11 protein-coding genes are annotated in these 12,591 nt (G+C 56.9%); 3 read left to right on the plus strand and 8 right to left on the minus strand.

The window, feature by feature from the left end:
* Window positions 1–35: 35 nt before the first annotated feature.
* The 8 genes from tssH to ACFPM8_RS06425 form a co-directional block, all read right to left on the minus strand.
* Window positions 36–2,738 carry a type VI secretion system ATPase TssH gene (tssH, locus tag ACFPM8_RS06390; protein ID WP_378996190.1) on the minus strand — a complete coding sequence of 901 codons (2,703 nt, stop codon included), beginning with the start codon at window positions 2,736–2,738 and terminating at the stop codon, window positions 36–38.
* 18 nt (window positions 2,739–2,756) lie between these two features.
* Entirely contained in the window at window positions 2,757–3,839 is a 1,083-nt protein-coding gene (gene tssG, locus ACFPM8_RS06395; protein WP_378996192.1) for a type VI secretion system baseplate subunit TssG, read from the minus strand.
* Window positions 3,803–5,647 (minus strand): type VI secretion system baseplate subunit TssF, encoded by a 1,845-nt coding sequence (gene tssF, locus ACFPM8_RS06400; protein WP_378996194.1) that lies wholly within the window; start codon window positions 5,645–5,647, stop codon window positions 3,803–3,805. The genes tssG and tssF overlap by 37 nt, the downstream gene beginning before the upstream one ends.
* Window position 5,648: 1 nt before the next feature.
* Window positions 5,649–6,137 (minus strand): type VI secretion system baseplate subunit TssE, encoded by a 489-nt coding sequence (gene tssE / locus ACFPM8_RS06405; protein ID WP_378996196.1) that lies wholly within the window; start codon window positions 6,135–6,137, stop codon window positions 5,649–5,651.
* A 105-nt stretch (window positions 6,138–6,242) separates the two neighbouring features.
* A complete protein-coding gene (locus ACFPM8_RS06410; RefSeq protein WP_378996198.1) occupies window positions 6,243–6,734 on the minus strand; it encodes an Hcp family type VI secretion system effector in 492 nt (163 codons plus the stop codon).
* 23 nt (window positions 6,735–6,757) lie between these two features.
* Window positions 6,758–8,245 (minus strand): type VI secretion system contractile sheath large subunit, encoded by a 1,488-nt coding sequence (gene tssC / locus ACFPM8_RS06415; RefSeq protein ID WP_378996201.1) that lies wholly within the window; start codon window positions 8,243–8,245, stop codon window positions 6,758–6,760.
* 1 nt (window position 8,246) lies between these two features.
* Window positions 8,247–8,756, minus strand: a complete 510-nt coding sequence (gene tssB, locus ACFPM8_RS06420) for a type VI secretion system contractile sheath small subunit (protein ID WP_378996203.1) — start codon at window positions 8,754–8,756, stop codon at window positions 8,247–8,249.
* Between the two features lie 70 nt (window positions 8,757–8,826).
* A complete protein-coding gene (locus ACFPM8_RS06425) occupies window positions 8,827–9,417 on the minus strand; it encodes a tetratricopeptide repeat protein (protein WP_378996205.1) in 591 nt (196 codons plus the stop codon).
* Between the two features lie 236 nt (window positions 9,418–9,653).
* On the opposite strand from ACFPM8_RS06425, the gene tssJ reads away from it, so the two are divergent.
* The 3 genes from tssJ to icmH are packed head-to-tail and all read left to right on the plus strand — an operon-like array spanning window position 9,654 to window position 12,419.
* Complete coding sequence (tssJ, locus tag ACFPM8_RS06430; protein ID WP_378996207.1) at window positions 9,654–10,253, plus strand: type VI secretion system lipoprotein TssJ; 600 nt, start codon at window positions 9,654–9,656, stop codon at window positions 10,251–10,253.
* Between the two features lie 46 nt (window positions 10,254–10,299).
* Window positions 10,300–11,646, plus strand: coding sequence for a type VI secretion system baseplate subunit TssK (gene tssK / locus ACFPM8_RS06435; RefSeq protein WP_378996209.1), 1,347 nt, complete (start codon window positions 10,300–10,302; stop codon window positions 11,644–11,646).
* Window positions 11,643–12,419: a type IVB secretion system protein IcmH/DotU gene (gene icmH / locus ACFPM8_RS06440; RefSeq protein WP_378996211.1), complete on the plus strand. Its 777-nt coding sequence runs from the start codon at window positions 11,643–11,645 to the stop codon at window positions 12,417–12,419. The genes tssK and icmH overlap by 4 nt, the downstream gene beginning before the upstream one ends.
* Window positions 12,420–12,591: the final 172 nt, after the last annotated feature.

The following is a 12,591-nucleotide window of genomic DNA, read 5'->3' on the forward strand; positions in this document are numbered from 1 at the left end:
TCCTTTGACTCGGTTGAATAACTGCGTTAGGGCTCTTACTTGATGGCGTATTTGAACTGTCCTTGCTTGCTGGCGCTGACCTTGATCTTGGCGATGCTGCCGCCCTCTGCCATTTTGGCCAGGACGGTTTCTGCGATCTCGGGCAGCAAGGCGCCGTTCAGGATGTTGTCGACATTGCGCGCACCGGAATCGACTTCGGTGCAACGCGCCAGCACTGCCTCGACCAGCGGTTCGTCGTAGCTGAATTCGGCCTTGTGATTGACGGCGATGCGTTTCTGGATACGGCCCAGCTTGAGGTGGATGATCTCGACCAGCACGTCGTCCGAAATCGGGTAGTACGGGATCACCTTCAAGCGCCCCAGGAACGCCGGTTTGAATGCCTTGACCAAATGCGGGCGTACCGCTTCTTCCAGCGCTTCGGTAGTCGGCATTTCTTCGGCCGGCTTGTTCAGGCAGCTCTGCATGATCAGGCTGGACGCCACATTGCTGGTCAGGATGATGATGGTGTTCTTGAAGTCGATTTCGCGCCCTTCGGCGTCGTCCAGCACACCCTTGTCGAATACCTGGAAGAACAGTTCGAGCACGTCCGGGTGGGCTTTTTCGACCTCGTCCAGCAGCACCACGCTGTATGGATTGCGGCGCACCGCTTCGGTCAGAACGCCGCCTTCGCCGTAACCGACATAGCCCGGCGGCGATCCTTTGAGGCCGGACACGCTGTGTGCTTCCTGGTATTCGCTCATGTTGATCGTGACCAGTTTGCGCTCGCCGCCGTACAGGACGTCGGCCAGCGCCAGCGCGGTCTCGGTTTTGCCGACGCCGGACGGTCCGACGAACAGGAACACACCCTTGGGCTTGTTGGGGTCGTCCAGGTTGGCGCGCGAGGTCCGCACGCGCTGGGCCACGGCTTCAATCGCATGCGATTGGCCGAGCACCCGTTCGTGCAGCAAGGCGCTCAGGTTGATCACGGTCTTGATCTCGTCCTTGACCATTTTGCCTAGCGGGATGCCGGTCCAACTGGCGACGATTTCCGCCACGACCATGCCGTCGACCTGGACCGGCACCATTGGCGTCTCGCCTTGCAACTGCTTCAACTCTTCGATCAGTTTTGCCAGCTCCTGCGCTTCCTTGCTGTCTTTGGCGGCTTTCTTTGCCGGTTTGCCGGCATCGGCAGCGGGCGTCTGCTCCGCGGACGGCGTCGCTTCCAGCTCGGTGCGGGCAGCCTTGATGCGATCGGTCAGTTCTTTTTCTTTTTCCCAGCGTGCGCGATGGGTCGCCAGTTCCGCGGTCAATGTGGTCTGCAGGCTGCGCAGCTCCTGCAGGCGCTCCGCGTGTTTGCCGCCGGCATTGGCTTCGCGTTCCAGCGATGTCAGTTCAGCGGTCAGGCGTTCCAGTTTCTTGACGATGTTTTCAATCAGCGCCGGTGTCGCGTTTTGACCGAGCGCGACTTTGGCGCAGGCGGTGTCAAGCACACTGATGGCTTTGTCCGGCAGCTGGCGGCCACTGATGTAGCGATGCGACAGGCGTACCGCTTCGGTGATCGCTTCGTCGAACACGCGCACGTTGAAATGTTTTTCCATCAGCGGCGCCATCCCGCGCAGCATGGCGCAGGCCAGTTCTTCGCTCGGTTCTTCGACCTTGACGACCTGGAAGCGACGCGCCAGCGCGGCGTCTTTTTCGAAATACTTTTTGTATTCGCTCCAGGTGGTGGCGGCGATGGTGCGCAGCTCGCCGCGCGCCAGCGCCGGCTTGAGCAAGTTGGCGGCGTCGTTCTGTCCAGCCTGGCCGCCGGCGCCTATCATGGTGTGCGCTTCGTCGATGAACAGGATGATGGCGTGCGAGCTTTTCTTGACTTCGTCGATGACGCTTTTCAGGCGGTTTTCAAACTCGCCCTTGACGCTGGCGCCGGCTTGCAGCAGGCCCATATCCAGCGTATGCACTTCTACCCCTTGCAACACATCGGGTACGTCTTTTTGCGCAATCCGCAACGCCAGGCCTTCGACCACCGCGGTTTTGCCGACGCCGGCCTCGCCGGTCAGGATCGGGTTGTTTTGCCGGCGCCGCATCAGGATGTCAATTGCCTGGCGGATTTCGGCATCGCGTCCGATCACCGGATCGACCTTGCCTTCGCGTGCGCGCTGGGTCAGGTTGGTGGTGAATTTATCCAGCGATGGCGTTTTCGAGGCTTCGCCGCCGGTGGTCAACTGTTGCACCGGATCGCGGCCGTCGTCTTCTGCTGCGGCGTCGTTGGCGGCAGCGGAGACGCTTTCTTGCGAGCCTTCGGTCAGTTTTGCCAAATCATGTTTGAGTTCGTCCAGCTTGAACTTGACGAACAGTTTGGAGCCGCGATAGGCCAGTTGCACCAGGTCGGGTTCGGTCAGCAAGGCCAGCAGCAAATGGCCGCTGCGGATGCGGGCCGACTGGTTGTCGAGCGAAGCGATCAGCCACGCGTGCTCAAACAGTTTCGGCAGGTGCGGCGAAAATACCGGGGTGCGCGAATTGCCGTTTTTAAAGCGATCGATTTCGTGCTGCAGGTCGCTTTCAAGGGAGGAGGTGCTGATGCCGCATTTGTGGGCGATGACGGCGAAATCACTTTTCGGCTGTTCGAGCAGAGCCAGGAACAAGTGTTCGATATCCACTTCGTATTGGCCGCGGCTGACGCAGATGTTGGCGGCACGTTCGGCCGCCAGGCGCGAGGTGTCGTTCAGCTTGCTGATTAATGTTTTGAGATTAATGCTCATGTAAGCGTTCCCATTGGGTCAAAGTGAGTGAATTTCGTAACAGACATCGGTGCGGTCATGCTGTGCCGGCTTGCTGACGACAAAGGTATCCCAGCCCAGCAGCCCGCCCAGGCGATTGGAGGCCAGGCTGGCGCTTTGCACCTCGTTGGCGCGCAGGATCAGCTGTACTTCGTATTCAAGAAAGACGCTGGTGAACATCGTCAGTATCTTCTTGAGGCCGAGCGCGGCAGCCCCGCCCGGCAAGAAGCTGACGAATTTTTTGCGATCCAGCGGCCCGATTTTCAGGCGCATGCGGAGGTCGCGCTGCCACACCCGCGCACCGACCATCGCGACGCTGCCGAGGGTGGCATTGGTGGCGCCTAGCATGGTTTGCTGATCGCTGGGCACGTCGTACCAATGACCGACGAATTGTTCAATCTCGATCGGCACCGAAAAATAGTCGCGCAACACCCGCTGCATATACGCGGCCGACGGCGGCCGATGCCGGATGGCGGCGGCAAAGTGGCCGATCGACTCGTCCAGCACCCCGCCGTCCTCGTCCGCCAGGCGGCCGCGCAAGGTCCGGTGGCCCAGTCCCGCCAATGACATCAGCAGCGGCAGGAAGCTGTCCTTGCCGTCGATTTGATATTTGAATTCGAGCCGATACTTGCGCCAGGCCTTGAAGAACAGCGCCACGCTGCGATTGGAAAAAGTATCCAGGAAGGCGCGCGGGCCGTGATCTTTTTCGACCAGCTGATGCGCGGAGATGCGCTCCGAATAGTGACTTGGCAGGGTTCCGCTGCCGCCCAGAAATCCGATGAAGGTCGGCGTCAGCGCGATGTTTTCGAGCTGGTTGGTTTGCAGCGCTTCCAGCAGCGCTTCGACCGATTGCTCGGTCAGTTTGGGCGTGACTTGCAGCGCTTCGATTTCGCTGGCGGGGAAGCCGAGCGAGACCGTATTCTGAAAGCGCAGGTAATCCGTCACGGCTTCCTCGTGAGGAATGCCGTTTCGTTTCAGCCACAGTTCCAGCATCATGACGGCCTGGAAAAACTGGAACCGATGCGGCTTGTCCAGCAGGCGCTGGATTACGCTAGGTTCGAATCTCCGCTGCGGGGCAAGCATCGCAGTATCTCCTCACCGGTTCGTTTTGAAGCTATGACTAATTGCGTAAAGCTGTTGGCGTGCACATACAGGCCGAAAAAGCGGTCCAGGATATGTGCGAATACATGGATCCCGCTGCCGACAAAGCCTTCCTCATCCAGGGTGATTTTGATCTCGATGCCGCGCACCAGCGAGGCAAACGGATTGCCGGCCAGCCAGGCGGTCGCGGCCTTATGGTCGACACTGACGATGCTGCCGATCTGGCGCTGGGAAATTGCCGAATGCGGCAAGTCATACAGGTTCAATGTTTCTTGCAGGGCTTCCAGGCCGCCCTTGGCCAGCGACAGGTGATTCAAGGCCAGATGGGAAATCAGGCGCCAATGCGCGCCGCGGCCGCGTTCGAAGCGGCACGGCTCGGTAGGTTTTCTTAAAAAACTGACCGAACTCACGGTCGAATCGCCGTCGAGGAATAGATCGCCGTCTTGCAGTCCATAGGCCAGCTGGGCCGGCAAGCCACGGTTGCAGCAGGTCAGTTCGATGCTGAGCGTATCGGTTTCGATCGCGGCCGGGTCGAAGTCGATGTCGACGATCGAGATCTCGGTTTCGTAGCCCGGGCTTCTGGAGGCGACCAGCTCATCGCGCCGCATCGCGTAGTAGTGCCCGGCCTTGTCCGCGCTCTCGCCATGCCGCAAGGAGTAGAACGGCCGGAATTCGGTGACCGACTCGCCTTCGGGCGTTTGCCGCACCAGCTTCACCGAGTCGATCGAATGCACTTCGTAGGCGTAGGCCCGCCTGGAATCGACCAGCACCGGATAATACGCGCTGGCGTGAGTCAGCCTGATCGGATCGCCGGGCTGCTTGAACAGGTTGATCACCGGCGTGCAGCCGAGCAGCAGGCTCTTGGCCGACAAAGTGCCCAGCATGCGGGCGGTATTGGAATCGGCGCGCAAGCCGGACAGGACCAGATGCAGGGTGAATTTCTTGCATCCTTGCGGTAAAACTCTGGTGATCGTCTCGACGTCGATGTCAACAAAATTGAATTTTTCGGGATAAGCAAAGTACTCGGTCAACAGGCGATATGCCGGATGTGATCTGGCCGGAAAATCGATCAGCGAGTCGCTCTCGTCAAAGCCGACCGGCTTTACCGGGATCTTGTTCAATGCGATCCAGCGGCCGCTGCTTCCCTGTTCGACATAAGCGCGCACCGTGCGCATGAACAGCGCATCTCTGAGGCCGGCGCAAAACGACGGCTCGCCGTCGATAAACAGACGCAGCTGCTTGACGCCCAGCTGGCCGAAGCCGAGTTGTTCGCTGTACGCATCAAAGGTGATGCCGATTCTGGAACTGGCATTGGTCGGCAGCTGCACCGCATCCGGCGCTTCGATGATCGGGTCGAATACCGCATGCGACAATTTGATCGGCGCGACCGCGACGTCATAGGCTGTTTTGAACTTGCACGCGACATTCTTGACCGGGCGCGTCTTCAACTCCTTGCCGCGCGGGATGTGCATGACGCTGGTCAATTGCGCCACGCCTTCGCTGAAATCGAAGCGCGCAATCGAGCAGGATGGGAATGGCCGCAGGTAATGCGGATAAAGCACCTCGAACAGGGCTTCGGTGAATTCGGGGTAGTCGTCGTCAAGCCGCTTGGAGGTGCGGGCATTGATCAACGCAAATGATTGGATCATCCGCTCGATATGCGGATCTTCGGAAACTTCGCCAGCCATCAGCAGGCGACCGGCAATCTTAGGGTAGCGCTCTGAAAATTCGCGCGAATACCTTCTTAAGAAGCCAAGTTCTCGTTCATAGTACGGAAGTAATTGGTCCAAGTTAACCGTCCATGCGCGTTGCGCGGCGTACTTTACTGATTGAATATTGCAAGGTGGAAGGCTGCAGCACGGCGTCGAAACTGACGGCTTCCTCGGCCGGATGCACCACCAGCATTGCCGAAATCACGAAATTGAGCCGATTGATCGATCCTTCGCGCAACTCCAGCGAAGCGACGACATTTACCAGGCGCGGCTCGTGGCGGGCGATGCCCTCCTGCAAGCAGCGGCAGATAAAGGCGCGATCATCCAGGCTGGCCAAACTCAAGCCGGCAAAATCGTTCAAGCCATAGGTCAATATCGACTTGCCGCACTCGGGGAATTTTTCCAGCAAATCTTCGGGAATGACGGTGCGGGTGTTCAACATCGCCTCGAGATCGCGGGCAACCGTATCCTTCAACGACTCCATGGATAATCGCTGCACGAGATCGGACTGATTCGGCGCGCTATCGCCCATCAATCTGTCAAACAATCCCGGAGTGAAACCTTTCATGGCTTACCGTTTCAGAAGTAATAAAAAAGATGGAGGCGTCGCCAAACGCTAAAGGAAAAAAACCGTAGCACCGAGATGCTACGGTTCTCTTTGGCAATCCGGGATTTAAACGATCTTGTTGGTCGACAGATCCCAGCCGCCGGATGTGTTGCCGCCGGAGCCGCCACCGATTTTTTGTTGCGTGTACTTCCATTTGACCTTGGAATATTTCAGGCTAACGTTTTCGCCCAAGATATCGCCTTCGGCCACGGATGGAGTAACGCCGGAAATCAGGACGTTTTCCAGTTCGATTTCGAAGTATTTGATGCGATCGCCCTTGCCGTCAGCGCGCAGGAATTCGAACTTTGCTTTCGGAATGGTTTTGCCCGACGAGCAGTTTTGCAACAGCAGCGGAGTCGCCAAGTCTGCGTGTTTTGCAAACACGATGTCTTTGTGTTCGCAACGTTCTGCAGTGTGACCGCCACCGGTCGATGCGGTAGCCGATTTTGGTTGCAGCACTTCCCACTGTACCGATTTGCACTCGATCCAGTCTTTATGGATGTCGTCGGTCGATTCGCCTTTGATGCCGTCGATTTGCAGGTATACGTCAATTGCCATGGTAATTCCCCTTATTGTTAAAGTTAAGACTTGGTTGACTCTGGTAACTCAGCAACCAAGCGGAGTGAAACTGAAAGTTCGTCAAGCTGGAAATGCGGACGCAAAAACGACACCGCACGATAGACGCCAGGGCGCCCCGGCACTTCAGACACCTGCACGGAGGCTTCACGCAACGGGAATTGCGCTTTGGCTTCCTGGCTGGCGTTGTCATCAAGCAGCACATACTGGGTCAACCAGCGATTGAGGAAATCCTCAACGTTGGCGGCCGAAGCAAAGCTGCCGATTTTGTCGCGCATCATGGCTTTCATGTAGTGCGCAATACGCGATACGGCAAAAATATACTGAAGCTGCGAGGACAATACGGCGTTGGCATTGGCCGAATCGGTGTTGTACTTTTTAGCTTTCTGGCTCGATTGCGCGCCGAAAAACGCCGCGTAGTCGGTATTTTTGCAATGGACCAATGAGATGAAACCGAGGTCGCTCAATTCCTTCTCGCGGCGATCGGTAATCGCGATTTCGGTTGGGCACTTGAGCGCCACTTCGCCTTCATCGGTTTTGAAAGTATGGGTCGGCAGGTCTTCCACCAAGCCGCCGCCTTCAACGCCACGGATCGCCGCACACCAGCCGAAATCCTCGAAGGCCTTGGTCAGCTTGGTGCCGAAAGCGTAGGCGGCGTTACACCACAAATACTTGGAGTGATCGGTGCCGTCGACATCTTCGACGAAGTTGAAGCCTTCGACCGTCGCGCCGTCGCGCGGATGGAACGGCAGGCGTCCCAGGAAGCGCGGCAAGGTCAGGCCGACGTAACGCGAATCTTCCGACTCGCGGAAGGACTTCCATTTTGCGTATTCGACGGTCTCGAATATCTTGGCCAAGTCGCGCGGCTTACCGAGCTCGCTGTACGATTCCAGCCCGAACAATTCGGGCGAAGCGGAAGAGATGAACGGTGCGTGCGCAGCCGCCGCGATGTGCGACATCTGCTCGATGAAATACATGTCTTCCGGCTGCCGGCTGATTTCAAAATCGCCCAGCAGCGCGCCGAACGGCGAGCCGCCGAAAGTGCCGAATTCTTCTTCGTAGACTTTCTTGAAGACCGCGCTTTGGTCGAATTCGAGCGCGGACTGGAAGTCTTTCACCAATTCTTTTTTGGTCGCGTTCAAAACCTTGATTTTGATGTTCGGGCCGGAAGTCGAATTGAAGACCAGGTAATGCAAGCCGGTCCAGCTGCTTTCCAGCTTCTGGAATTCGGGCGCATGGATCACTGCGCTGACCTGCGCCGAAATCAATCTATCCAGCTCGGCAACCCGGGCGTCGATGGTCGCCGACAGATTCTCGGAGACCACCACAGTGCCTTGCATCACCTGGTTGACGAGTTCGGAAATAATGTCTTTGGCGCGGTCATGCTCTGCGCTGGACTTGGCGACTTTGCTCTGCTCGACGATCTGGTCGAGCAAGCCGGATTCGGAGACGGCCGAATTTACCGGGGACAATGCACTTTGTTGTAACGCCATCTCAGTCCTCCTGCTTCTTGGTTTGCTTGCTCAAGCTGGCCAGCTTTTCGGTGCTGTTGAGGACATCGTTCAGGATGTCTTCCAGCTTGTCGTTGCCGGCCAGTTTGTTGCGCAAGTCAGCCAACTTGGTGCGCGCTTCGAGCAGCTTTTTCAGCGGCTCGACTTGCTGCACGATGGATTCCGGACGGAAATCGTCGATTGACTTGAACTTGAGTTCGACGCCGAACTCGCCGCCTTCGTCGCTCAAATGATTCGGCACGCGGAAAGTTGCCTTAGGCTCGATGCCCTTCAATACCTCGTCGAAATTATCGTTGTCGATATTGATGAACTTGCGGTCTTTCAGCTTGCTTTGAGGGACATCGGACTTGCCGCTGAAATCGCCGACCACACCCATCACAAACGGCAATTCCTTCTGCTCGATGGCGTCGCCGATTTCAACGTCGTAAGTCATCTGCACGCGCGGCGGACGGACTTTCTGCAAACGTTTTTGTATGCTTTCTTTCTTAGCCATAAAAACTCCACTGAGGCTTACTAAATAATCAAATCCTGAACTCAGCCGGCAAGTTCAGGATTCATGTGTTTTATTGCAACGATCCGAAAGGGTTCGCTTCGCCGCTTGCGGGTTCCGCTGGAGTGCTAGGCTTGGAGGTCGGGACCGCGCCCTTTTTGACTACAGGCCGTATGACTTTGGGCCGTGGCGGGTTGGCTGGCAGCAACACTGTTTCGCCCAGGCTTTCGCGCAATATTTTTGCCAGGCCTTGCGCTTCGGAGCGCACATTGCCGTTCAAATCATTTTGCGTGCGCAACTCATTCAATGCTTTGGTCGACAGTCTCAGGCCGCCGACGGCAACGATGCTGTTGGCCACTTTGTCTTTTGGATCGCGCTGCAATCCCTCCAGCGCATAGTTGATGGCTTCGCCGTAGTTTTCGCCGTCAAACTTGATTTGCGCCAAGCGCACCCACGGCGCCTTGTCTGCTGGAAATGCACCGGTTGCATCCTTGAGCAACTTGACTGCCTTGTCGGTTTGCCCGGCTTTTTGCGCTGCATCCGCCTCGGCCACCACCGCATCCAGCTTCGCTGCAGGGTCTACCGTCGCCGGCGTGGTCGCACACGCAGCCAGTAAACAGGACAGTGCCATGCCGCATAGCAATTTACCTTTTATTCGATTCATCTTGGGCCAACTTTCTTCACGGGAATTTTTAAATAGGATAAATCTTAACAAAATCTCGTGGATGCAGATACCATATTGCTGGTTCGCACTAAAATTCTGTTGAGCATCGTTACGAAGGTGCAACATATCTCAAAAACCCCAGTTGCTAACATACAATATATCCAGGTATCAACTTTTTAAAGTTGGCATCCTAGCATGCTATTATGATGCCGCCAATCAATATTAAAGATCGACTCATGCGTTTTCTATTTGCAATAACTTCGTTAGCAGCAGTGCTCAGTTTGGGCGGTTGTGCGGCGGGCGCCGTATCGGCGGTCGGCTCGGTGGCGAGTTCCGTGCTGCAAATGTCCGGCCTCACCAAGCCCGACATACCGGATGCCCAGAAGCCGCCGCGAACCATCGCGATCAAGCTCCATGCCGGGAGCAATCTCAATACGGATAGCGATGGCAAGCCTCTCGCGCTGGTCACCCGCGTATACAAACTTAGGCAGGATGGTGCATTCCTGCAAGCAACATATGACACTTTTACGAATCCGCAGAAAGAAAAAGATGTACTGGGCGCTGACTTGATCGAAGTCAAAGAAGTGACGCTGGTGCCCGGCCAACATTACGAAATCAGCGAGAAGGTCACCAGGGAAGCAGGCTTTGTCGGCGTCGTCGCGTTGTTCCGCAAGCCGGCTGCGCAGCGCTGGAAAGCGACTTTCCCAACAGAACCAGCCGAGAAAAGCGGCATTATCGTCGGCGCCAATGCTTGTGCGCTGACGGTCGGCGCCGGCGTCGCAGTGTCCAGCGACAATGGCTCGAACAAGTACTCAGCGCCGACAGCATGCCAGTAAGCATTGATACGGCTATTTGAGCAATATTACTTATGAGTAAAAAAACGTGAATCAAACATCCAAAGTTTTGTGGGGCGAAGGGCTATTCCTGCGTCCGCAGCATTTCCAGCAACAGGACCGGTATCACGAGAACCGGCTGCATGAAACGGTCAACGCGCTGCACCCTTACGCCTGGGGCGTGCTGGCCCTGCAACTGGATCGGGATGCGCTAGCCAACAACACCTTGCGCTTGCTGGAACTGTCGGTGATTTTCCAGGATGGCGAAATTTACAAAGCGCCGGATGAGGATGATCTGCCGGAAGTCGTGGATTTAAGCAATGTCCCGCACGCCCAGCAAACCATTACCTACTATGCGGCGTTGCCGTACCTGAAGGGATTCGGCGGCAATTTTTCACCGCTGGGCCAGAGCAATAACGCCACCCGCTACACCCAGATCAACGCCGCCACGCCCGACTTGTTCACGCAAGCGGCCGAGGCCGAGCTGAGCTACCTGAAAAAATCGGTGCGTCTGGTATCCGAATTCGAGCCGCGCGATTCGCTGGTCAGTTTTCCGCTGATACGATTGCGCCGGATCTCGACCGGCGGCTTTGAATCGGACCCTACTTTCATCGCGCCCAGCCTGACCATTCGCAGCGCACCGGCCTTATATATCCAGCTGCGCCGCCTGATGGATGCACTGCAGGCCAAGGTCAGCGCGCTGTACGGCCACCATCGCGAGCCGAGCAAAAACGTCATCGAATTCCGCTCCGGCGACATCTCGTCATTCTGGCTGCTGCACACTGCCAGTTCCGCGTTCGCCTCGCTGACCCATTACTTCCATCATCCGGCCTTCCATCCCGAACGCCTGTATGAGCAACTGCTGAGTCTGGCCGGCGCCTTGATGACGTTCTCAAAAGGCTATGCGCTGTCCGACCTGCCGGTATACCAGCATCAGGATCCGGGCCCCAGTTTCGCCAAGCTGGACACCATTATTCGCGACCTGCTCGATACCGTGATTTCGTCGCGCTATTTCTCGATCGCACTGTCAGAAATCAAGCCATCGCATCACCACGGCATGCTCGATTCCGGCAAAATCGACGATAAAACGGCGTTCTACCTGGCGGTCGGCGCCAGCATGCCGGCCATCGAACTGGTCGACATTGTTCCGCTGCGCTTCAAGATCGGCGCACCGGACGACGTCGATAAATTCGTGTTGTCGGCGATGCCCGGGGTCAAGCTGTCGCACTCGCCGCAAGTGCCGGCGGCATTGCCGGTACGGCCTGACACTTATTACTTCGCGCTGGACAACAAGGGTCCGATGTACGAGCGCATGCTGCAGGCGCAGTCGATTTCGATTTACGTACCATCCGGCATCAACGATCTTAAACTTGAGCTTCTCGCAGTGACATCATGAACAAACCTTCAGCACCCTCCCTCTTCGGCGATGCGTCCGGCCAACACACCACGGCCGATGTCAGCGAGTCATCCAATTCCTTGCTCGACCTGATGTACGACGGTTTTTACGCATTGTTTTTGCTCAAAAACCGTTGCGCGCCAACTGACGAAGAAAGCTTCACCGCGAAAATGCAGCGCTTCCTGATCGACTTCGATCGCGGCGCGAAAAAGCTGGACGTTTCCGCCGAAGATGTCCAATCCGCCAAATACGCCTTTTGCGCGGCAGTGGATGAAATCATCCTGCACTCGCAGTTCAACATCCGCGACGCCTGGGCGCGGCGGCCGCTGCAACTGACCATGTTCGGCGACCAACTCGCGGGAGAACACTTCTTTACCCGCCTGGAAGACCTGCGCGCCAAAGGCCTGGCGCACTTGCAAGTGCTGGAGATATTCCATATGTGCCTGCTGCTCGGCTTCCAGGGTAAATACATTATCGAAGGCTCGGAAAAACTGAGTTATCTGACGGCCCGCCTGGGGGATGAAATCGCCCGCATGAAAGGCAAGAGTGCCGGCTTTGCACCGCACTGGGAACGGCCAGATCAAATCGCGCACAAATTGCGTACCGAAGTGCCGTTATGGGCACTGTGCTCAGTCTTTGCCTTGATCGGACTAGGTGGTTATTTCACGATGAATATGATGCTGTCCAAGGCCACCGCGGCGAGCATCAGCGGCTATAGCGACATCGTGAAACTGGCGCCGCGCGCCGCAAATCTGACCATTACCTTGCCCTGATGTGACTCCGCCACCCCAATCGCTGCATGCGATAGGGGTGGCGGATATTGGTCGCATGCGGCTGCTGATTGATGCAAACACGCCACACAGCGGAATTGCGTGACCGCATACTTGCGGCTGGCTTGCCAGGCTGACCCCCCGTATATTAAACGTCAACTATTTTTTCAATTGT

Source organism: Paraherbaspirillum soli, assembly GCF_042654985.1.
GTDB lineage: Bacteria > Pseudomonadota > Gammaproteobacteria > Burkholderiales > Burkholderiaceae_D > Paraherbaspirillum > Paraherbaspirillum soli.

What these genes read in the sequence shown, in the direction of transcription:
- tssH (WP_378996190.1), bottom strand. Translation starts at nt 2,738, where the DNA reads ATGAGCATTAATCTCAAAACATTAATCAGCAAGCTGAACGACACCTCG.
- tssG (WP_378996192.1), bottom strand. Translation starts at nt 3,839, where the DNA reads ATGCTTGCCCCGCAGCGGAGATTCGAACCTAGCGTAATCCAGCGCCTG.
- tssE (WP_378996196.1), bottom strand. Translation starts at nt 6,137, where the DNA reads ATGAAAGGTTTCACTCCGGGATTGTTTGACAGATTGATGGGCGATAGC.
- ACFPM8_RS06410 (WP_378996198.1), bottom strand. Translation starts at nt 6,734, where the DNA reads ATGGCAATTGACGTATACCTGCAAATCGACGGCATCAAAGGCGAATCG.
- tssC (WP_378996201.1), bottom strand. Translation starts at nt 8,245, where the DNA reads ATGGCGTTACAACAAAGTGCATTGTCCCCGGTAAATTCGGCCGTCTCC.
- tssB (WP_378996203.1), bottom strand. Translation starts at nt 8,756, where the DNA reads ATGGCTAAGAAAGAAAGCATACAAAAACGTTTGCAGAAAGTCCGTCCG.
- ACFPM8_RS06425 (WP_378996205.1), bottom strand. Translation starts at nt 9,417, where the DNA reads ATGAATCGAATAAAAGGTAAATTGCTATGCGGCATGGCACTGTCCTGT.
- tssJ (WP_378996207.1), top strand. Translation starts at nt 9,654, where the DNA reads ATGCGTTTTCTATTTGCAATAACTTCGTTAGCAGCAGTGCTCAGTTTG.
- icmH (WP_378996211.1), top strand. Translation starts at nt 11,643, where the DNA reads ATGAACAAACCTTCAGCACCCTCCCTCTTCGGCGATGCGTCCGGCCAA.